Here is a 21,820-nt window from a genome sequence, read left to right on the forward strand (position 1 = left end):
CCCCCCTTTTTTACATCATTATTTTTTTAGGATTTAGCCGCATAATGTAGACTAATGGAACAATCGTTGATAACAATACAACAATCAATCCGATTAAATAAAACAATACAATATAAGATGGGGTTAATTTAATGTCATAAGCATCTATCACATCATCTTCAGTGATTTGAAAATCAACCACAGGACTACCAAATATCATCATCTCGTCCTCAGTATTGTCAATTTGCTGAGTAGTCATTAAAGATTCCGAAAAGTTTTTGGCTAATACATTGCCAGAGAACACTGATAATGTCATAGCTATTATAGCAACTAATAAAACTTCTGTCACAATTTGACCAACCACACGATTTCTTTTTTCTCCTAATGATAGGTAAATACCTAATTCATGCTTCCTATCTCTTAAAAACAAAATAATGACTAATGTTATGATAAAAACTGACGCCATAACTGAAACTATCAACACAATTTTTGATATGTTCGCCATACCTTTGATAGGACCCGCAATAGAATCGAACTGATCTGAACTTGCTTCTATCTTATAATAATCTAATTTATTATCTTTTAAAATCTGATTACCTAACAACTTAAAATCTTCTACTTCTTCTGGTTTATTTAGTACATATGTTGCTTGAATATTTTTAAATGAAAAATCTTTTAATACGGTCTCTTTATCTGGTATGTCACTATTTTCATCTGAAAAATTATCAGGAAAATTATCATAATTAAACTCTAACATTTCTTTTTGTGTCTTTTCAATATAATCATTAGGAAAATAGATAACATTCAATTTATCATAATAATCAATCTGTTGATTTTGTTCTTGTTCTATTTGTTTAGAATTTTTGGAAGAATTTTCTTTTTTTTCTACTTGATTCACAGTAAAAATTCCTACCACTGTTGCAGAATACTCTTTGGATTTACGCTCAATGTTTTCAACATCTACATTACCAGTTCCATAATGCTCAATGACTCGATCCATCACAAAACTATCTCCTACGTGTAAATTATTCTCCGTTGCTACCTTTTCAGAAATTACTGCTACAGGTAATCCTTTTTCGATTTCCTCTTGGCTAAATGTGTTTCCTTCAATCAGACTAATTTTTTTCATCTGAACGTCTATTAATTCAGGACGACTAGCCCCTTTAACAGTGAAATAATGGATACCATTGATGTCTAATATGCTGTCATCATCTTTTGATACCACATTTTTTAATTTTTCAGTTGTGATGTAGTCAATAACAGAATAATCATAAAATTTTACTTGATCTAGTTTACCAAGTTCTTTATATACTTTGATATCAGGTTCTTTTATGTCAATATCTGTTCCTTCTTCGCTTAATTTTTGTAGCTTTTCTTGATTAAAGGATACGGTTGCATTAGCTCCAAGTCGCGTTTTAATTTCGGTTTCGACATGTTGAGTTGCTTGTTGTATAGCAATCGCTCCTGCCATTAAATTACCTAAAATAAAAATAACTAAAAATAAGATCAATGATTTACTCTTTCTTCGTTGAATACTAAGTAAAGCTCTTTTGAAAAAATTCATTTTTTCACTTCCTTTACTACAATTGTCTTATCACTCATTTTATCATCCTTTATTATAAAATTCATCAAATTTTCATATATTCATATAAAATATTTTGTTCTAAATTAATAATGGTACTGTTTCTTATAAAAGTGCCTAAAAAAAAGAAAGCCAGTTTTCTAGCTTTCTCTCTTCAGATTATATTTGATTATTTTGCAAACGATACATATCATAGTATAATCCTTCTTCTTGTATCAACTCATCATGTGTTCCTTTTTCTACAATGTGCCCTTTTTCTAAAACTAATATTAAATTAGCATCTTTAATCGTTGATAATCTATGCGCGATTGCAATCGTTGTACGACCTTTACGCATTTTTTCCAATCCTTCCTGAATGAGTGTTTCTGTTTCAGTATCAATATTAGCTGTTGCCTCATCAAGCACTAATATTTTAGGATCCGTTACAATTGTTCGAGCAAAAGAAATCAACTGTCTTTGACCAGAAGAAAAACTTGACCCACCTTCCAAAACTGGTGCATGGTATTTTTTCGGTAATGTTTCAATAAATTTATCTGCTTGAACAAATTTCGCAGCATCAATAATCTGTTCATCTGTAATACTTTGATTAAGTAAACGAATGTTACTAGAGATATCACCGTAAAACATGAACGCATCTTGTAGTACTAGTCCCATTTTTTCACGTAATTCTTCTATTGGATAATCTTTAATGTTGACGTCATCAATCAAAATATCCCCATCATAAAATTCATAAAAACGCATCAAGACATTAATAATGGAACTTTTCCCACTACCTGTATGCCCCACTAGAGCAACTGTTTCTCCTGGATTAGCCACAAAACTAATATGATTTAACACATTATGCTTTCCATCATATGAAAAACTAACATTTTTAAATTCAATTTTAGCATTTGTTATAGTAGCGTTAGCTCCGTCATTTTGTTGTGGCACTAATTCTTCATGGTCTAATATCCCAATAATTCGACTGCCGGCAACTAATCCATCTTGAAATGTACTTAAAAAGTCCATCATTTGTGTCATAGGATTGAAAAATTGCTGAACATATGAAATGAAAGCATAAATCATCCCAACTTCTACTAACGAATTAAATGATTTAAATCCAAAAAAACCTAAAATCATGGCTGTTGCCAAGGCAAATAATAAGTTAATGATTGGTGCAAGTAACAATGAATTGGTACGAATCATGGCATACTTCGTCTTTAAGTATTCATTATTATTTTCTTCAAATTCCTCTTCTAAACGTTCCTCTTGTCTGAAATATTGTACAATTTGCATCCCAGAAATTGATTCGTTTAATTTAGTATTTAATTGACTTAATCTCTCACGCATACTGCGATAAATTTTTGAACTAAATTTTTGATAATACCAAATAATCACCAGTAATATCGGGAAAAAGATTAAACAGGCAAACATCAATTGCACATTAATCGTTGCCATCGCAATAAATGATGCCATGATGCCAAATAATGCTGATAGCACCATTAAAAACACTAACCAAAAATCAAATAACGTTTCTGTGTCGTTTGTTACTCTTGAGACAATGGAGCCTGCAGGCGTTTGATCAAAGTATCTCATCCCCATTGTTTGAAGTTTTGAAAATAATTTTACTCGAATGGACTGATAAGTTTGAAGCGATCCTTTGTAATATAAAATCCACTGTCCAAACCAAACAATTGCTTTAAACAACGTACCTAGACCGTATAATCCAGCAAAATATAAAATCACTTTTGTTTGGACATTCGCATCAGTTAAATGTTTATCCATAAAAATCTGTAAAATTTTAGGTAGAATAATATTTACTACGGCAAGCAACACTGAAAATATCAAAGAGCCATAAAAGTATTTTCTAAAAGGTTTGGCAAATGTAATCAGTCGTTTCACAATATTTTTTTGCTCTTTCATTGTAAATGATTTCGACCAAGCTGATTGTTGTTCTTCCATTAATTTATCCCCCCTTCTATTTTTTGTTCGAGTTGTTGGTGATCGTACATCTTTTTATACCAACCGTTTAATGCGATTAATTCACTGTGTGAGCCACGCTCAATAATTCTTCCTTCATCGATGACAATAATTTCTTTGGCATGTTTCACACTACTTAAGCGATGGGTTGTAATAATCGTTGTTTTATTTTGTCTTGTTTCTTTTAAACTTGATAAAATCAATTCTTCAGTTTTTGCATCAACAGCAGACAACGCATCATCTAAGATAAGTAATTCCGGTTCAGTTAACAAGGCCCTAGCAATAGAGATTCGTTGTTTTTGTCCTCCTGATAAGGACACGCCACGTTCTCCAACCATTGTGTCATAACCTTTACTAAATCCTAAAATATCCTCATGCACAGCTGCTTGTTTGGCTATTTTCTCCACTAATTCTTGTGAAGCTTTCGGACGACCAAATCGAATATTATCTCTTACGGTCATTGAAAAAAGAAAATGATCTTGTGGAACATAGCCAATTGAGTGAAGTAGTGCATCTAATGTGTAATGTTGGATTTTATTTTCACCAAATACAATCTCACCTTTATAATTATCATATTCTCGCATCAATAATTTTAACAATGTGGTTTTTCCTGCACCTGTTTTTCCAACGATGCCTAGAGTATCACCTTCGTGTAGTGTAAAATCAATGTTTTCTAACGCTTTAGTCTCATCATCTGAATAACTAAATGATTCTACTTGGTAATGAATATCCCCTTTAGCCGGTGTTTGAATCCCTGTTTTCATTTCTATAATGGCAGATTTTTCACTTAACAACTCATTTACTCGGTCATAACTGGCATTACCTCGTTGTAAAATATTAAAAAAACGACCGATTGCGAACATCGGCCAAACCAACATCCCGATGTAATTAAAGAATGAGATAAGTTGCCCAATTGAAATACTACCAGTTTTAACTAAGTAACCACCTAATGAAATCGAAATGATATAACTCAATCCAATTATTAAGGTAATAAGTGGATCAAATAACGCATCTAAGAAATTGACACGATTGCTTTTTTTAATGGAATACTCTACTTTTTCTTTAAAATCTTCTATTTCTTCTTGCTCTTGTCCAAATGTCTTAATAACTTTAATTCCCGTAATTGTTTCCTGTGTTTTATCATTTAATCTTGAAAAAGCGTCTTGTGACTCTTTAAATGATTCGTGTAATTTATCTCCAAGTTTACTTGATAAAATAGCAAGTAAAGGAAATGGTAGTAACGCTAATAACGTTAATCGCCAATCAATAAATATAATCATTGCAACAACAGTGATAGCACCCGTGATAAAAGCATCAGCAAACGTTAAAATCCCACCACCTGCTACATTTTGGATAGCATTCAAATCATTTGTTGCATGAGCCATCAAATCTCCAGTACGGTGTCTTTGATAGAACGTTTGATCCATTTGAGTAAAATGATGAAACAAACGTTTTCTCATTCTCTTTTCAAGTCTTGCGGCACCACCCCAAATATGCGTCCGCCATACATAACGTAATAAATAAACCACAATAGCCGCAACAACTAATAACCCAACCCAAAATAATAGTTTCTGCTTTGTTAATGTTTTATCTGCAATAGAGTCCACAACAATCCCTATCACTCTTGGTGGTAATAATTGAATAATGGCTACTAAGATTAAGGCACCTACTCCAATAATATAGTTTTTCTTTTCCTCTTTGAAAAACCAAGCTAATTTTTTAAAAACGCTCAAGTTATTCACTCCTTTTTTCCATAAAAAAAACAGGTGCGAAAAAGCACCCGTTTTTTTTATGTTTTTTATTCACTCCAAAACAAAACAACCTATTTTTTCTTCTTGTTGTTTTGAGCTGTCATGTTTTGCATCATTTGACGTATTTTCTTCTCTGACGGTTTTTGACCCATCTGTGACATCATCATACGCAACATATCCTCATTAACGGGAGGATTTTTCTGTAATTGATCTTCAAATGTTTTCTTTGCTAAAAAGAATCCACCGACTGCTCCTAAAATTAGGGCAATAATAATGAATAAAATAGCTAATCCAGTATTCATCTTTTCGACGCTCCTTCCTCCAATTAATCTACTCCACAATAATCAATTGTACTAGAAAATAACGTCAATGAAAAGACTCTTTTAACAAATTTAGGCATTATTTTCAATATCTATTAACAAATTAGGATTAAATTCTCCTTTTTTCAACATTTTAATCTCATGATAGTATGGCGCTTTGGCTGTTTTTTTATCTTCACCTACAAAAGGTGTTTCTAAAATTTTTGGTAACTCTTTTAATTGGTCGTGATGAACCACATAATTTAGTGCATCAAACCCAATTGTCCCAAACCCAATATTAGCATGACGGTCTTTATGTGAGCCTTGATCATTTTTTGAATCATTGACATGAATTACTTTTAATCTGTCCAAACCAATGATTTTATCAAATTCTTCTAATACCCCATCAAAATCTTCTCGAACATTATAGCCAGCATCATTAATATGACATGTATCAAGTGTCACGGATAGTTTATCGTTATGAGTCACGCCATCAATAATACGAGCAATTTCTTCAAAAGTCCGACCAATTTCCGTTCCTTTCCCAGCCATTGTTTCTAAGGCTATTTGTGGTACTTGATCAGATGTTAACACTTCATTTAGCCCTTTAATAATTTGATTAATCCCAGCATCTACACCTGCTCCAACGTGTGCCCCTGGATGCATCGTGATTTGCGTTGCCCCGATTGCTGACACGCGTTCAATTTCTTGTCTTAAAAAATCAACCGCAAACCCAAAATTTTGTGGTTTCGTTGTATTACCTAGATTGATAATATATGGTGCATGAACCACAATTTTATTCACATCTAATTGATTTTCAATCATATATTTTTGACCCAACTCAATATTTAACTCCTCAATGGGTTTTCTACGAGTGTTTTGTGGGGCTCCAGTATAAATCATAAACGTTGACGCACCATACTCCACTGATTGTTTTGCCGAACCTAATAACATATCTTTTCCACTCATACTGACATGAGATCCTAATAACATAAAAAAATTCCTCATTTCCTATTAACTTAACCATACAAATTGTAGCGTTTTATTTTAAGCTTCACAAGATAATTGCTTAAAAAAATAACCGAACACAAAGGTCCGATTACTTTTGATAGTTTAATTCAAAACGTTTAGCAAAACTTGATAGTGAGTAACAAATAGCAAAATAGCAAACTGTCATAATAATAAACATCACCAATACGGTACTTGGGTATTGAGCATAAATAATTTTTGAATTATGTGTCAACTCAGGTAAAGAAATAACCACAGCTAAAGATGTATCACGAATCAAAGAAACAAACTGACTCACTAAAGGTGGCACCATCAATTTAATCCCTTGAGGTAACACAATATAATACATCGTTTGAATTGTGTTTAGCCCTGTAGAACGTCCTGCTTCCATTTGTCCTTTAGGAACTGCTTCTATCCCTCCACGAATAATTTCTGAAAGCATAGCCGATTCAAAAATCGTTAATGCGACAACTGCTGACCAGAAGATACTAAATTGGATGCCAATTTGAGGAAGGGCAAAATAAGTAAAGAAGATAATTAAAAGTAATGGTAAGTTTCTAATAATATCAATAATTAAACCAACAATTTTTGACAAAAAAGGAATTCTTAAAAAACGAACTACTCCTAGAATCCCGCCAATAATAAAACTCAAAATAATCGATATAACAGCCACTTCAACCGTTACTAATAACCCATCAAAAACAAATCGTAAATTAGGTAATGTTAATGCTTGAGCAAAATTCATCAAAACAACTCCTTTCTTAGTTTGTTGCCATACGTGTTTCTATATATCTCATCAAATAAGATAACGGCATGGTCATCAGTAAATAGATTAAACCAATTAACGTATAGGTTCCTAATGTATTAAATGTTGTACTGGCAATTAAATCACCAGTATACATCAAATCCGCTCCTGTCACCATGGCCAATATAGATGAATTTTTCACTAAATTGATAAATTGATTACCAAGTGAAGGTAACGCTATTTTAAATGCTTGAGGTAAGATGATATAATACATAATTTGCAAATAATTTAAACCTGATGACATCCCCGCTTCTTTTTGTCCTTTAGATACTGCTTCAATTCCTGATCTCACTGTATCAGCAATAAATGCAGAGGTATATAATGTCAACCCAATAGTACCTGATGTAATCCCATCAAATTTGATACCATAAAGTGGTAACACGACAAAAAAGAACATCACTACAATTAATAAAGGAATATTTCGAAAAAAGTTAACGTAGATATTTCCAATTTTCTTAACCCATTTTTTTGTCGATACTTGTAGCATTGCCATGATAGTTCCAATAATCAAACTACATATCAAAGCAATGATACTAGCTGTCAAAGTAACTTTTAAACCAGCCAGAATATCTTGATGATAAGTATTCCAAATTTCTAACATATTCTCAACTCCTTTATTTATTAGTCTTTAATCCATTTTTTATAGATTTTTTCATAAGTGCCATCTTTTTTCATATCAGATAAAATACTATTTACTTCTTCGACCAACTCTGTTTGACCCTTATTAAAAGCAATACCATAAGGTTCTTCTGTGAAGTTTCCACCGACTAACTCATAATCAGGATTTTCTGAAGCCATCCCTAACAAAATGCTGTTATCTGTCGTCATGGCATCACCTTGACCAGATTGAAGAGCCGTAAATGCTTCTGCATAGTTTTCTAATTCTAGTACTTTTGCTTCAGGAGCTTTTTCTCTCACATTTGTAGCTGAAGTAGATCCTTTTACTGCTAACACGATTTTTCCATCTTTTAGATCATCAACACTTTTTATGTCGCTTCCTTTTTTAACTAAAAGAGACTGTCCAGCATCAAAATAAACATCTGAAAAATCAACTTGTTTTTTTCTCTCATCACTAATTGTCATAGTAGCAATAATGGCATCTATATTACCATTCTTTAATAAAGGTATTCTTGTTTTTGATGTTACCTCAACAAAGTCGGCTTTTTTTTCATCACCAAGCAACCGTTTAGTAATTTCTTTTGCAATATCAATATCAAAGCCTTCTACTTCTCTTTTTTCAATATTCATTAAACCAAATAATTTGGTATCATATTTTACTCCCCAAACCATTTTATCTTGCTCTTTTATTTTATCTAAAACATTTGTCTCAGATATACTCTTTGCTCCACACGCACCAAGTAAAAAAAGAAAAGAAAGCATCATGGTCATGAGCAGTCCTCGATAAACCTTTTTCATAGAACTCCCTCCTAATGACTGATTATTTTACTTAAAAATTGTTTAGCACGTTCATCTTGCGGATCATCGAAGAAAGCCTCGGATTCTCTGTCTTCTAAAATTTCTCCATCAGCCATGAAAATAACACGATCAGCTACCTCTCTAGCAAATCCCATCTCGTGTGTTACAACCACCATCGTCATACCAGACTCTTTCGCTAATGACTTCATAACGTCTAAAACTTCTCCTACCATCTCTGGATCAAGTGCTGATGTTGGTTCATCAAACAACATATAACCTGGCGTCATCGCCAAACTTCTCGCAATGGCCACACGTTGTTGTTGCCCACCTGACAATTGAGATGGCTTAGAATCTTTTTTATCTAACATCCCAACTCGATTTAATAATTTTTCAGCTCGCTCATTTGCAGCTTGTTTATCTAGTCCTAAAACTTTTATCGGTGCAAGTGTCACATTTTCTAAAACTGTCATGTTGGAATATAGATTAAATTGTTGGAATACCATACCAAGATTTTTTCTAACGTCGTTTAAATTTGTTTTAGGATCAAAGATATTTGTTCCATCAACTATTAATTCTCCCGTCGAAATTTCTTCCAGCGCGTTGATACAGCGTAGCATGGTACTTTTACCTGATCCAGAAGGACCTAAAACAACTACAACCTCACCAGTTTCTATTGTTAAATTAATGTCTTTTAACGCATGAAACTCTCCATAGTACTTTTCTACATTTTTAAATGTAATCATTGTTAAAACCCCTCTCTTATAATGTGATGATAAACAACTTCTTTTTCTCATCAAAAATTAATATTGTGCTATTAAGAACTAATTATATACTGTAAAGTTTCTAATTGTAAAGTTTTCTATAATGAAATTTTCTGAAAAAGAACAAATAACTTCATGAAACAAACAAACGTTTTTATAAAAAATGGATATTACCAACGATTTTATTTATTTTATAAAACAAATAAACTCATTATTTATTTATATTCAAAAAAATTAAAAAACCTAAGAAAAAATGATAACAATCATCATTTTTTCTTAGGTTAATTATTATTTTATATTAAAACTTCAAAAGGAAGTATTTTTTCTTCCCACGTCGTACAACGATAAATTCATCTTCGATTTTATCTTTATCAGATAATACGTAATCTAAATCTTGAATTCTATCACCATTAATATAAATGGCTCCATTTTGTACATCTTCACGTGCTTGACGTTTAGATGATTCAATCTTTGAGTTAACTAATAATTCGATTAAGCTCAAATCATCTGCACTCGTTACTTGATAACTTGGAACATCTTTAAATCCTTGTTTGATTTCTTCGCCAGTCAACTCTTTAATATCTCCGCTAAACAACGCTTTAGAAATTCTGACAGCTTGTTCGTAAGATTTTTCACCATGAACAAGTGTGGTCACTTCTTTAGCTAATGCTTTTTGAGCTGCTCTTTCATGTGGCGAATCATTAAATTCTTTTTCTATTTCTGCAATCTCATCCAATGATAAGAAAGTAAAATATTTTAAGAATTGAACAGCATCACGGTCATCAGTATTTAGCCAAAATTGGTAAAATTCATATGGAGACGTTTTATCAGCATCTAACCATACAGCATTTCCTTCTGTTTTACCAAATTTTGTTCCATCAGCTTTTTTAATTAAAGGCATCGTTAATCCGTAACCCTGAACTTCTTTTTCACGACGCAATAATTCAATACCAGATGTAATATTTCCCCACTGATCACTACCACCTAATTGAAGTTTAACACCTTGTGTTTCATATAATTTTAAGAAATCATACGCTTGAAGTAATTGGTAGGCAAATTCTGTATAAGAAATACCTGTTTCAATACGACGCTTCACACTTTCTTTACTCATCATATAGTTAATGGTAAAGTTTTTACCAACATCTCTTAAAAAATCAATCAATGTAATGCTAGTTAACCAATCAGCATTATTTGCTAAGATGGCTGGATTGGTTTTATCATCAAAATCAATAAAACGAGACAATTGATTTTTTAAACTATTTGCCCAAGATTCAACAATTTCAGTAGAATTTAAACTACGTTCAGCATCTTTAAAAGAAGGGTCTCCAATCATTCCTGTTCCGCCACCTACAAGTGCTACAGGAACATGCCCCTTTTCTTGAAATCGTTTTAATGTTAATACTGGTAATAAATGACCGATGTGTAAACTATCTGCTGTCGGATCAAAACCAATATACAACTTAACAGACTCTTCATTCAATAATTCTTCTAATGCTTTTTCGTCAGTCATTTGATAGACTAGACCACGATCCTTTAATTCTGATAAAAAACTCGTTGTCATATTAGTTCCTCCTTAATTTTATTCACCTCTAATCTTAACCTATTCATAATCTAAAAGAAAGATGAAAATGTGATTTTTATGTCAGAAAATCAAAACAATTTGACTAAGTATAATTATTAATTGTAAAATGATATAATTGAGCACATAAAAATAATGAGGTGATAAATTGAATGAGGACAATAGAGTTGATCGTCCTTTAGAGACAACAAATGAAGAAACTCAACCAAAAAAGAAACACAATTGGCCATTTGTCATTAATGTCACTTATCGTGTGTTTCGATCGTTATTTATTCTATTAATAATAGTAGGATTAGCTTTAGCTACATTAGGAATTGGTACAGGAATTGGTTATTTTGCTTCACTTGTTAAAACCGTTGATGTTCCTGAAAAAGATGAGCTTATCAAAAAAATTTCAGATTTAGATCAGCAATCTAATATCACTTATTCAGATGGATCCTTGGTTTCAGTAATAAAGTCAGATTTGGTCCGCACAAATGTGTCATCAGATAAGATTTCAGATTTTATCAAAGAAGCGTTAGTGACCACTGAAGACGAAAACTTTTTCGAGCATAAAGGGATTGTCCCAAAAGCTATTGCTAGAGCCACTTTATCGGATGTGATAGGGATTGGTAGTAAATCCGGTGGTTCAACGATTACACAACAGTTAGTCAAACAACAAGTCCTAACAAATGAAACATCATACAAAAGAAAAGCATCAGAAATTATGCTGGCACTTCGTACGGAAAAAGTTATGAAAAAAGATGATATTTTAAGTGCTTACCTAAATGTTTCACCATTTGGTCGGAACAATCATGGTGAAAATATTGCAGGGATTGAAGAAGCAGCACTTGGAATATTTGGTGTTCATGCTAGTGAAGTCACTTTACCACAAGCGGCATTTTTAGCCGGTTTACCACAAAGTCCAATCGAGTACTCGCCATACACAAACGATGCACAATTGAAAGAAGATTTAAGTGCAGGACTTAATAGAAAAGATGATGTTCTATTTAATATGTACCGTGAAAAAATTATTACTAAAGACGAATACGAAGCCGCAAAAAACTATGATTTGAAGCAAGATTTCATTGCTCCTTCTCCTAAATCTGATACTGAAAATGGCTTTTTATACACTTATCTTTATGATGAAGCAACTCGTGTTTTAATGCCAAGTTACTACGAAGCAGATGGCTACACAGAAGATGATATCGAAGGATCAAAACAATTATTTGATCAATATTTCGAAAGAGTCAAAAAAGATATTGCTCGTTCTGGTTATACCATCCACTCAACAATTGATAAGACAACTTATAATGCTATGCAAGAAGCGGTAAATAATTATGGTTACGTGTTAGATGATGGTAGTGGTAAGTTGCTAGAAACAGGTAGTGTCTTGATGGACAATCAAACTGGACGTATCTATGGATTTATTGGCGGTAGAAACTATAGTCAAAATCAAAATAATCATGCCTTTCAAACTAGACGTTCACCAGGTTCGACGATGAAACCTATCTTAGCTTATGCTCCTGCTATTGATAATGGGATTATAGGATCAGAATCAAAATTATCTGATTATCCATTAAAATATAAAAATGGACAAGAAGTGAAAAACTATTCTGATAAAGGAAGTAACTCTTTCAAATCAGTGAGAGAATCGTTAAAATGGTCATTGAATATTCCAGTTGTTAATCTATACAAAGACATGTTAGAAAGCGTAGATCCTAAACAATATTTTGATAAAATGAATATTGGGCTAAATCCTGACGAATTTTACCGTGAATCCATTCCTTTAGGTGGTACAGATTATGGGATTACTGTTTTAGAAGAAACAGAAGCTTATGCAACTTTAGCTAATAAAGGGGTATATAACAAAGGGTATTCTATTGATAAAATTACAAATGAAAAAAATGAAGTAATTTATGAACATAAATCAGAACCTAATCAAGTCTTTAAACCTGCTACGGCATCAATCATGAATGACATGATGCGAGATGTCCTAAAAAGCGGAACTGGTCAACCAGCACAAGAAGCGCTCCAATCAGTTAACCCAACATTAGCTAGAGCTGATTGGGTCGGAAAAACAGGAACATCAGAATTAGAAAAAGATTATTGGTTTACTGCTTCAACACCAGGTGTTACTATGAGTAGTTGGATTGGATACGATGATAATACTCAAATGAGCTCAACATGGAACAAACAAAATATGATTTATTGGTCTTACATGACAAATTATGTGTATCAAAGAAACCCTGATATATTTAAAGCTAATGAAAAATTTACCTTAGATTCTTCTGTTAAAAAAGAAAAAGTCGTTGAATTTACTGGTGAAAAAACAGCTGTTGTCAAAGTTGAGAACCAACAAATCAACTTAAAAGGGGCAAAAGAAGTCGAAAGCTTCTATGCAACAGATGGACCTAAAGATAGTACCTTTAAGTTTGGTATCGGCGGAACTGATGATAACTATAAAGATGCATGGAAATCATTCAGCGTTCCTAAAACTACAACTAAAAAGGAAAACTAAAAAAAGAGAGTCTGACACAAAAGTCATTTTTTAAATAAACATCACTCAACTAATAAAATAGAAATCCCATGAAATCAACGTTGCAATTAACGGATTTCATGGGATTTTTTCTATTTTAAGACTGTTTAGTCAGCCACTCTTTTTAATTATTTAACAATCAAACGATCTAAACTTGCAAATGATAAAGCAATATTAGCAATCGTTCTTAATTGATTTAAACGGTTCTCTCTTACTGCTTCATCATCAACCATAACCATGGTGTCTTCAAAATAAGCTTCTATTAGTGGATTTAAGTCACGTAATTCTTCATACAATTCGTTGAGTGTCATATCCCCTACTTTTTCAGAAACTGACACAATAGCCTCATAGAGGTTTTTCTCAGAGTCATTTTCAAATAAGTCTGGATTAACTGTTCCTATTTCGTCATCTTCTGCTTTCTTAGATAAATTAATCACACGCGTCAATGATTCAATCGTTGGTCTAAAATCACTTTCAGATGCGTGACTCACCAAAATGTCTGCTGTTTCAAACATCGTATGCAAATTTTCTTGGCGACTTTCTAAAACTGCTTCAATGATATCATGACGAATTTGTTTGCCACTAAACCATTGTTTCATACGGCCTTTGATAAATTCTGTCAGAACTTCTTCATCTGACTCAATACTTAATCCAAATCTTTCAATGTCTTCATTGATTAACTCTTTCATTTGTTGTTGCAAACGAATGATTGGGAAATCCCATCCTTTAGACTCAATAATACGAATAATACCATAAGCTTGTCTTCTTAAAGCATATGGGTCATTTGAGCCTTTAGGCATTAAGCCTACAGCAAAGAAAGATAACAAGGTATCTGATTTATCTGCAATCGCCAAAACAGCTCCTACATTACTTTCAGGCAACTCACCATCGCTTGATTTCGGTAAGTAGTGCTCACGAATAGCTTGAGCCACCCCAACGCTTTCTCCTTTTAATGTGGCATATTTTTCGCCGATGATTCCTTGTAACTCTGGGAATTCATCTACCATAAGAGTCACTAAATCAAATTTATAGATTTCACTAGCACGTCTTAAGTCTGTCATTTCTTCCTCAGATAAACCAACAGACGTTCCAATTAATTCTGAAATAACAGAAACACGTTGCATTTTTTCATACATTGACCCAATTTTTTCATGGAATGTTACCGATTTTAATTTTTGTACATAATCATCAATTGATAATTTTAAATCTTCTTCATAGAAAAATTCCCCATCTTCTAAACGAGCTTGAAGAACTTTTTCATTTCCTTTTCGTACATTATCAGTGTAATCACTGTTTCCATTTCTAACCGATACAAAATGGTTCAACAATTGCCCTTTTTGATCTAATACTTCAAAGTAGCGTTGATGCTCTTTCATTGATGTGATTAACACTTCTGATGGTAAAGATAAATAATTTTCAGCAAAATTTCCAACAAAAACAGTTGGGTATTCTACTAAATTAACAACCTCTTCTAACAAATCTGCATCTTGCGGGATTGTCCAATGATTATTTTCTTCAATTTCATGAATTTGTTTACTAATTTTATCTTGACGAATCACAGGATTGGCAATAACAAATTGTTCTTCTAAAGCTGTTTCATAATCTGATGAATGATTAATCGTTGCTTCTTGACCTAAGAAACGATGACCACGAGATTTATTCGAACTATTAATACCAAACAAAGTCATAGGAACAACATTATCTTCTAAAAGAGCCACTAACCAATGCACAGGACGAATAAAGCGATATTCTCCATTCCCCCAAGTCATAGTAACTGGGAATGTTAAATGAGCCGCAACGTCTGTTAAACCAGGTAAAATGGTTTCCACTGATTGCCCCTCAATAAATTTATCAACAAAGACATATTCAACATCTTTAATTGTTTCAAAATACAAATCATCTGTTGTTGCCCCTTGACCTTTAGCAAAGCCAATCGCTGCTTTTGTCCAATTACCTTCAGCATCTTGTGCGATTTTTTTTGCTGGACCTTTTGCTTTTTCTTCAATATTTTCTTGTTTATCTGCTAAACCATTTACACGAATGGCAAAACGTCTTGGTGTTGAAAATACTTCAATATTATCAAATGATACACGATTCTCATTTAAATAATCTGCTGCTTTTTTAGCAAATTGTTTTGATGTTGGAGTGACTAAATGAGCTGGTATTTCTTCCAACCCGATTTCTAATAAAAATTGTTTACTCATGAATATCCTCCTCCATAGCTTCTTTTAATAATGGGAAACCTAATTTTTCACGTTCTTCAACAAATCCTTTAGCTAAAGCTCTAGCCATATTACGAATTCTTGCTAAATACCCTGCCCGCTCTGTCACAGAAACGGCTCCTCTAGCATCAAGCAAGTTAAACATGTGACTACATTTTAAAACATAATCGTAAGCAGGATGGATTAAGCCTAAATCTATTGCACGTTTTGCTTCTTTTTCATAACTGTTAAATAAATTTAATAATAATTCTTGATCACTTTGTTCGAATGAATACACTGAATGCTCATATTCCGGTTGAACAAAAATTTCACCGTATTTAACACCTTTTGTCCATTCTAAATCATACACACTCTCTACTTCTTGAATATAAGAAGCCAAACGCTCTAAGCCATATGTGATCTCTGATGTGACTGGTTTACATTCTAAACCACCAACTTGTTGGAAATAGGTAAATTGAGTGATTTCCATGCCGTCTAACCACACTTCCCAACCTAAACCAGCACACCCCATTGAAGGATTTTCCCAGTTATCTTCAACAAAGCGAACATCATGTTGCAATGGGTCAATGCCTAAAACTTTTAAGCTATCCAAATATAACTCTTGAATATTTTCTGGTGAAGGTTTCATCACCACTTGGAATTGATGATGTTGATATAAACGATTTGGGTTATCACCGTAACGACCATCTGCCGGACGACGTGATGGCTCTACGTAAGCCGCGTTCCATGGTTCTGGTCCTATCGCACGTAAGAAAGTATAAGGACTCATTGTTCCGGCCCCTTTTTCTGTGTCATAGGCTTGCATTAACATGCAGCCTTGATTTGACCAATAATTTTGAAGAGCTAAAATCATTTCTTGTATCGTTAATGTTTGACTCATTGTTTTTCCTCCTATTTTTAACATAATAAAAATCCCTATGCTTGACATAATCTGTCAAACATAGGGACGAATATTCGCGGTTCCACCCTACTTCCGCTTTCACGGCAGCTTCATTTTACACACTCAAGAATGCCTTCAAAATAACTCCTAACATTTGGCTTCCACTGAACCAAATTCGCTTTGGTTAGTTTTGTCATTTTTACTTAGTTCTGTCAACATGTTTATATAAGTTGTCTTTATTTTAATTGGTATTATCCAGTTTGTCAATTTTGTTTTCTCTCTTTGGAATCATTTCTTTCCAATTTTGCATATCATCAATAAATTTTTTACTTTTTAAATGTAAGCCAACATATTCTTCATAAATCGAATCAATCACTTGTCTTATATGTTGCTTAGTCTCATCTGAAAGATTAATACTTTTTATTTGTTCATAACTAATAGCATTAAATAGTTTAATAAAATGTAACGCCCTGGGAGAATAATGAAACCGACGCTCATCCATTGACCAATGTTTTTGACAAAGTACGCCATGATATTTATCAGAAAAGTCAAATGGCTCCTCCTGACTGCCACATATAGCACAAGATGAGAAATTTAGTTGTATCCCAAATCGTTGAAGAATTTGTATCTCAAAAATATTTGTTATAATTTCGGCATCATAACCCTCGCTAATTAATGTTAGAGAGTCTTTTAAAAAGCCAAATAAAAAAGGATCATATACATTGTCCTCAATGGCGGCATCACTTAGATTAAGTATATAAGTAGCATAGGCTGATAAAAAAATATCCTGTTGTATCGCAAAAAAAGGGTGTATGTCTTTTGCAGTATTCAAAAACGATAACCCTTCGTCTTTTAATTCTCCTATATAATTCGCTTGCGTAAAGGGCTGTATGGCTGAACTAATTTGGCTATTCTTTTTGTTGGCGTGTCGAACAAAAAACATTTTTTTCCCGTTAGATTCTGTAAATATTTTTACCAATTTATCGCTTTCCCGATAATTCCTAGAAAACAAAACCATTCCATTTATTTCTTGAGGTCCTCTCAACATCTTACCTCCTTAACAACTAAAAAACATGGAAAAATTCCATGTTTAATAATCTGTTTCTCTATAACCATAATTTTGTAAATCACGACGTTTATCACGCCAATTTTTTTGAACTTTAACCCATAATTCTAAAAAGACTTTATCACCTAAAAGATTTTCAATATCTTTACGACTTTTCGTTCCAATATTTTTTAGCATTTTTCCGCCTTTACCAATGATAATTCCTTTTTGACTATCACGTTCTACAATGATAGTGGCTTGAATATGAATTTTATCATTATCATCTCGTTTCATGCTTTCTGTGACTACCGCAACAGAATGAGGCACTTCTTGTTCTGTTAATTGTAATACTTTTTCACGAATCAACTCAGACACAATAAAGTACTCTGGGTGATCCGTTACTTGATCATCCGGGAAAAATTGAGGGCCTTCAGGCATATCGTTTACTAGTGTTTCTAATAAGTGTTCTACGTTATTTCCTTCTGTTGCCGAAATTGGCACGATTTCTTTAAAATCTAATTCTTGACGATAATCATCAATAATCGGTAATAACTCATCAGGATGAACGGTATCAATTTTATTTATCACTAAATACACAGGTGCATCTGCTTTTTTTAGACGTTCAATAATAAAGTCGTCTCCACGTCCTCTTGGCATATCAGCACTAACCATAAAGATAATCGCATCGACTTCGCGTAGTGCACTATAGGCTGTTTCTACCATAAAATCCCCTAATTTATTTTTAGGTTTGTGAATTCCTGGTGTATCAATAAACACAATTTGTGCTTCTTTTGTTGTGTAAATTCCTTGAATTTTATTTCGTGTTGTTTGAGCTTTATTACTCATAATGGCAATTTTTTGCGCCACAATTCTGTTTAATAAAGTTGATTTTCCAACATTTGGTCGACCAACTATGGCAACAAAGCCTGATTTAAAATTTTGTTCTGACATTTATCTTATCCTTTCTTAATTACCAAACCAAACATGTATTATTTTAGGTAAAAATATCACCATACCGACAAAAAGAGCAAAAAATGCACTTAGCAGGACCATACCTGCTGACATATCCTTAATCTTTTTAGCTAATGGGTGATAGGTTTTATTTGTTACTAAATCAACCAATACTTCAAATGCTGTGTTTGCCATCTCTGCCATCAAAACTAAGACGATTGCACACACTAGCCATAACCATTCATACTTAGAAATATGACATATAAATCCTAAAACAATCGCACTTGTTCCTAAAAACAAATGGTACCTCATATTTCTTTCTTCTTCGACAACAGTCTTTAACCCACGTAATGCATGAATTAAAGACTGAAAAAAACATCGATTTTTTTCTGTTTGTTTATCGTTCCAAGCCATAATCATTTAAAATCTTTCTTTGCAAATCAAACATCTCTTTCTCATCTTCTGGCGTCATATGGTCATAGCCATTTAAATGAAGAAAACCATGAATGGTTAAAAAACCAAGTTCTCTATCAAATGAATGATTAAATTCAGCTGCTTGATCTTTCGTACGATCTACAGAAATAAATAAATCCCCTATATTTCGTGGTAAACCAAGTTCTTCTAAATCAAAATCAAATCCTGACAAATCCTCTTCTTCCAAAGCAAAACTAATCACATCTGTTGGACGATCTTTTTGTCGGTGTTCTTTATTTATTTGATGTATTTCTTCATCATTCACAAACGTCACAGACATCTCCGTATTCTCTGGCAATTTAATTTCTTCATTTTTCGCAGCAAAATCAATAATAGATGAAACCATTTCTAATTGTTCTTTAGATAAGGAGTCTGTTTTATCAACGAGTACCAAGTCCATCGTTAAATCCCTCTTTCTTCTTGTTCTTGTTTCATTTTTTCTGCTTCAGATTTCATCTTAGGATATTTAATACGTGAATGGAACGTTGAACACAATCCATCAACAAGCGATTTTTCAATAATCGCTATTTCATCTAAGGTTAAACCAGACTCAATCAATTGTCCATCCTCTAATCTTGATTGTATTAAGTTATGGACGAATTCTTTAATTTTATCATTTGTTGGGTGATCCATTGCCCTAACAGCAGCTTCAGCACTATCCGCAATGTTTATAACCCCTGCTTCACGTGATTGTGGCTTAGGTCCTGGGTAACGAAATGCCTCTTCTGTTGTTTCTGGATTTCTTTCTTGTTCTTTAATAAAGAAATATTTCATCAACGTAGTTCCGTGATGTTGTTGACACACATCAATCACAAATTGAGGCATTCCTGCTTCTTTTAAAATTTTCACTCCATCTGTTACGTGGCTAAAAATAATTTCTTTACTATCAGATGGTAACAAGAAATTATGAGGATTTTCAGCCCCATCTGGTAAATTTTCCACAAAAAAGTTAGCATGTTTAATTTTACCGACATCATGATAGTAACTTGCCACACGAGTTAATAAAGAATTTCCTCCAATTTGAGCCACTGCATTTGCACTTAAACTAGCCACCATCATACTATGATGATAAGTTCCTGGTGCTTCTTCAAGTAATTGTTTTAATAATGGCTGATTTGGATTACTCAACTCATTTAAAACAATCACACTATCATCAGTCAATAATAATTCAATGTAAGGATACAATCCAATTGATAAAATAAATGAGAATAGCCCACTACCAGTCGAAATAAATAACGTTGTAATAGAACGACTATCACCAATATTAAATCCTTGATAAATCACTAATACAGCCATGAAAAGAATTGGCATAATAATCAGTAGGAAAAATGCTTCTTTTAATTGTGAACCGATTCTTTTGTTCACTAAAAAAGTTGAGACAAACGCTGAAAACATATAAAAAAGTGAAATCACTAATAAGGAAGTTGTTCCTGCTAAATTGTAAAAAATAAAGATAGAAAAAATCGCTTGGAACATCCCCATTAATAAACCCCATCGTTTATCTAAAAACATATATAAAATAACCGATCCAAACGCTGCAGGGAATAAGAGTGATACATTACTTAAACTATCTTTTTGGAATAGATAAAGTAATTTCATAAAAAGCACACTGACTGTAATAGCAATGGCATAAAAAGTCACGCTTTTTACGCGAATATCTGGATCAGAATGTCGTAAAACATACCCTATCAACACGACTTGTAATAAAATTGCAAGTATCATTGATAATAAGGGCGAAGTTGAGGTAGATTGATTGGTTAAGCCAAGTAATTTTATTTTTTCCATTGCTTTAGAATCAATTTGCTCACCCTCACGAACGATAATCTCACCTTGATAAATCATGACAGGAAGCACATTGTTTTTAGCGCTTTCTTTCATTGACTCTGTGGCTTTATCGTTCACTACTTCATTGACTACAATAGCTTTATCAAAAATCATCACAAGTAAATTAATCTCTTGTGAACTAAACTCATCATACTGTACCATTTCCTTAGCCGTTTGCTTTTCTCCTTGAAGAGTAGAATTTCTAATGTGCTTAGCTAAAATCGTCTTCAATGTACTTTCAGCTGCTTCTTCAAGCTTAGTTAAATCAGTACTTGATAATTCAAGCAGCTGCTCATAAAACGTATCTGGAAATGATTGAAAAAACGCAATGTCATTTTGACTAAATTTTTCAAAATTAGATTTCAACATTGGTAATTTATCTTCGACAGTAGGTTTTGAGCTACTCTTTTTGTCTTTGTATTGCTTTTCAGCTGTTTCATTCACTTGTTTCACTAATTCAAAAATCGTTTTAACATACTCCACCTGTTTTGTTTCAACATCTGGATTGAAAGTATACTCTGGTGTCACACTTTCCATTGCTAATTTTTGTTTTTCTTTGGTTTCTTCTTTATTTTCAATGGTTTTATTGGCACGTATTGTCTCATTTGATAATTGTCCCACTTTATAAGTGACTTGTTTTTGTCTAACGCTACCAAGCATTAAACCAAACATTATCAATGACATTAAAAATAGAATTAAAGGGGTATAGTATTTACCAAGCACATTAGGTACTTGTTGTATTTTTTTCATTACTGTCACTCACTCCT

General features: G+C 32.9%; 18 protein-coding genes. 1 reads left to right on the forward strand and 17 read right to left on the reverse strand.

Annotated elements, in window-relative coordinates; all coding sequences use genetic code 11:
* Positions 1-10 precede the first annotated feature (10 nt).
* The 10 genes from CBF36_RS00985 to tyrS form a co-directional block, all read right to left on the reverse strand.
* Positions 11-1,543, reverse strand: coding sequence for an ABC transporter permease (locus CBF36_RS00985; RefSeq protein WP_125955814.1), 1,533 nt, complete (start codon positions 1,541-1,543; stop codon positions 11-13).
* A 177-nt stretch (positions 1,544-1,720) separates the two neighbouring features.
* Complete coding sequence (locus tag CBF36_RS00990) at positions 1,721-3,502, reverse strand: ABC transporter ATP-binding protein (protein ID WP_125955815.1); 1,782 nt, start codon at positions 3,500-3,502, stop codon at positions 1,721-1,723.
* Positions 3,502-5,253, reverse strand: a complete 1,752-nt coding sequence (locus CBF36_RS00995; RefSeq protein WP_125955817.1) for an ABC transporter ATP-binding protein — start codon at positions 5,251-5,253, stop codon at positions 3,502-3,504. The genes CBF36_RS00990 and CBF36_RS00995 overlap by 1 nt, the downstream gene beginning before the upstream one ends.
* Before the next feature lie 89 nt (positions 5,254-5,342).
* Positions 5,343-5,573, reverse strand: coding sequence for a YneF family protein (locus CBF36_RS01000; protein ID WP_071456925.1), 231 nt, complete (start codon positions 5,571-5,573; stop codon positions 5,343-5,345).
* A gap of 90 nt (positions 5,574-5,663) precedes the next feature.
* Positions 5,664-6,563 (reverse strand): deoxyribonuclease IV, encoded by a 900-nt coding sequence (locus tag CBF36_RS01005; protein ID WP_125955819.1) that lies wholly within the window; start codon positions 6,561-6,563, stop codon positions 5,664-5,666.
* A 106-nt stretch (positions 6,564-6,669) separates the two neighbouring features.
* Positions 6,670-7,323: an amino acid ABC transporter permease gene (locus tag CBF36_RS01010; RefSeq protein WP_125955821.1), complete on the reverse strand. Its 654-nt coding sequence runs from the start codon at positions 7,321-7,323 to the stop codon at positions 6,670-6,672.
* A gap of 16 nt (positions 7,324-7,339) precedes the next feature.
* On the reverse strand, positions 7,340-7,984 hold the full coding sequence (locus tag CBF36_RS01015) for an amino acid ABC transporter permease (protein ID WP_125955822.1): 645 nt from the start codon (positions 7,982-7,984) through the stop codon (positions 7,340-7,342).
* A 20-nt stretch (positions 7,985-8,004) separates the two neighbouring features.
* Complete coding sequence (locus CBF36_RS01020; RefSeq protein ID WP_125955824.1) at positions 8,005-8,799, reverse strand: transporter substrate-binding domain-containing protein; 795 nt, start codon at positions 8,797-8,799, stop codon at positions 8,005-8,007.
* An 11-nt stretch (positions 8,800-8,810) separates the two neighbouring features.
* Positions 8,811-9,542, reverse strand: coding sequence for an amino acid ABC transporter ATP-binding protein (locus CBF36_RS01025; protein ID WP_125955825.1), 732 nt, complete (start codon positions 9,540-9,542; stop codon positions 8,811-8,813).
* A gap of 316 nt (positions 9,543-9,858) precedes the next feature.
* On the reverse strand, positions 9,859-11,121 hold the full coding sequence (tyrS, locus tag CBF36_RS01030; protein ID WP_125955827.1) for a tyrosine--tRNA ligase: 1,263 nt from the start codon (positions 11,119-11,121) through the stop codon (positions 9,859-9,861).
* A 166-nt stretch (positions 11,122-11,287) separates the two neighbouring features.
* Between tyrS and CBF36_RS01035 the strand changes: the two genes are divergently transcribed.
* The gene (locus tag CBF36_RS01035) at positions 11,288-13,639 is read left to right on the forward strand and encodes a transglycosylase domain-containing protein (protein ID WP_125955829.1); all 2,352 of its coding nucleotides are present in this window, start codon (positions 11,288-11,290) and stop codon (positions 13,637-13,639) included.
* A 146-nt stretch (positions 13,640-13,785) separates the two neighbouring features.
* Here CBF36_RS01035 and glyS read toward each other — a convergent pair whose 3' ends face one another.
* The 7 genes from glyS to CBF36_RS01070 form a co-directional block, all read right to left on the reverse strand.
* Positions 13,786-15,861 carry a glycine--tRNA ligase subunit beta gene (glyS, locus tag CBF36_RS01040; protein ID WP_125955831.1) on the reverse strand — a complete coding sequence of 692 codons (2,076 nt, stop codon included), beginning with the start codon at positions 15,859-15,861 and terminating at the stop codon, positions 13,786-13,788.
* On the reverse strand, positions 15,854-16,759 hold the full coding sequence (gene glyQ / locus CBF36_RS01045) for a glycine--tRNA ligase subunit alpha (RefSeq protein WP_125955832.1): 906 nt from the start codon (positions 16,757-16,759) through the stop codon (positions 15,854-15,856). The genes glyS and glyQ overlap by 8 nt, the downstream gene beginning before the upstream one ends.
* 241 nt (positions 16,760-17,000) lie before the next feature.
* Positions 17,001-17,777 (reverse strand): DNA repair protein RecO, encoded by a 777-nt coding sequence (gene recO / locus CBF36_RS01050; protein ID WP_243637949.1) that lies wholly within the window; start codon positions 17,775-17,777, stop codon positions 17,001-17,003.
* Positions 17,778-17,849: 72 nt separating this feature from the next.
* Positions 17,850-18,755, reverse strand: coding sequence for a GTPase Era (gene era / locus CBF36_RS01055; protein WP_125955836.1), 906 nt, complete (start codon positions 18,753-18,755; stop codon positions 17,850-17,852).
* A gap of 15 nt (positions 18,756-18,770) precedes the next feature.
* Positions 18,771-19,175 carry a diacylglycerol kinase family protein gene (locus CBF36_RS01060; protein WP_125955837.1) on the reverse strand — a complete coding sequence of 135 codons (405 nt, stop codon included), beginning with the start codon at positions 19,173-19,175 and terminating at the stop codon, positions 18,771-18,773.
* Positions 19,153-19,629: an rRNA maturation RNase YbeY gene (gene ybeY / locus CBF36_RS01065; protein ID WP_125955839.1), complete on the reverse strand. Its 477-nt coding sequence runs from the start codon at positions 19,627-19,629 to the stop codon at positions 19,153-19,155. The genes CBF36_RS01060 and ybeY overlap by 23 nt, the downstream gene beginning before the upstream one ends.
* Before the next feature lie 2 nt (positions 19,630-19,631).
* A complete protein-coding gene (locus CBF36_RS01070; protein ID WP_125955841.1) occupies positions 19,632-21,803 on the reverse strand; it encodes an HD family phosphohydrolase in 2,172 nt (723 codons plus the stop codon).
* Between the last annotated feature and the right edge of the window lie 17 nt (positions 21,804-21,820).

It is taken from the genome of Vagococcus bubulae (assembly GCF_003950315.1).
In the GTDB taxonomy this organism is placed as follows: domain Bacteria; phylum Bacillota; class Bacilli; order Lactobacillales; family Vagococcaceae; genus Vagococcus; species Vagococcus bubulae.

Coding starts and splice junctions, on each gene's coding strand:
- CBF36_RS00985 (WP_125955814.1), bottom strand. CDS start 1,543: ATGAATTTTTTCAAAAGAGCTTTACTTAGTATTCAACGAAGAAAGAGT.
- CBF36_RS00990 (WP_125955815.1), bottom strand. CDS start 3,502: ATGGAAGAACAACAATCAGCTTGGTCGAAATCATTTACAATGAAAGAG.
- CBF36_RS01000 (WP_071456925.1), bottom strand. CDS start 5,573: ATGAATACTGGATTAGCTATTTTATTCATTATTATTGCCCTAATTTTA.
- CBF36_RS01005 (WP_125955819.1), bottom strand. CDS start 6,563: ATGTTATTAGGATCTCATGTCAGTATGAGTGGAAAAGATATGTTATTA.
- CBF36_RS01010 (WP_125955821.1), bottom strand. CDS start 7,323: ATGAATTTTGCTCAAGCATTAACATTACCTAATTTACGATTTGTTTTT.
- CBF36_RS01015 (WP_125955822.1), bottom strand. CDS start 7,984: ATGTTAGAAATTTGGAATACTTATCATCAAGATATTCTGGCTGGTTTA.
- CBF36_RS01020 (WP_125955824.1), bottom strand. CDS start 8,799: ATGAAAAAGGTTTATCGAGGACTGCTCATGACCATGATGCTTTCTTTT.
- CBF36_RS01025 (WP_125955825.1), bottom strand. CDS start 9,542: ATGATTACATTTAAAAATGTAGAAAAGTACTATGGAGAGTTTCATGCG.
- tyrS (WP_125955827.1), bottom strand. CDS start 11,121: ATGACAACGAGTTTTTTATCAGAATTAAAGGATCGTGGTCTAGTCTAT.
- glyS (WP_125955831.1), bottom strand. CDS start 15,861: ATGAGTAAACAATTTTTATTAGAAATCGGGTTGGAAGAAATACCAGCT.
- glyQ (WP_125955832.1), bottom strand. CDS start 16,759: ATGAGTCAAACATTAACGATACAAGAAATGATTTTAGCTCTTCAAAAT.
- recO (WP_243637949.1), bottom strand. CDS start 17,777: ATGGTTTTGTTTTCTAGGAATTATCGGGAAAGCGATAAATTGGTAAAA.
- era (WP_125955836.1), bottom strand. CDS start 18,755: ATGTCAGAACAAAATTTTAAATCAGGCTTTGTTGCCATAGTTGGTCGA.
- CBF36_RS01060 (WP_125955837.1), bottom strand. CDS start 19,175: ATGATTATGGCTTGGAACGATAAACAAACAGAAAAAAATCGATGTTTT.
- ybeY (WP_125955839.1), bottom strand. CDS start 19,629: ATGGACTTGGTACTCGTTGATAAAACAGACTCCTTATCTAAAGAACAA.
- CBF36_RS01070 (WP_125955841.1), bottom strand. CDS start 21,803: ATGAAAAAAATACAACAAGTACCTAATGTGCTTGGTAAATACTATACC.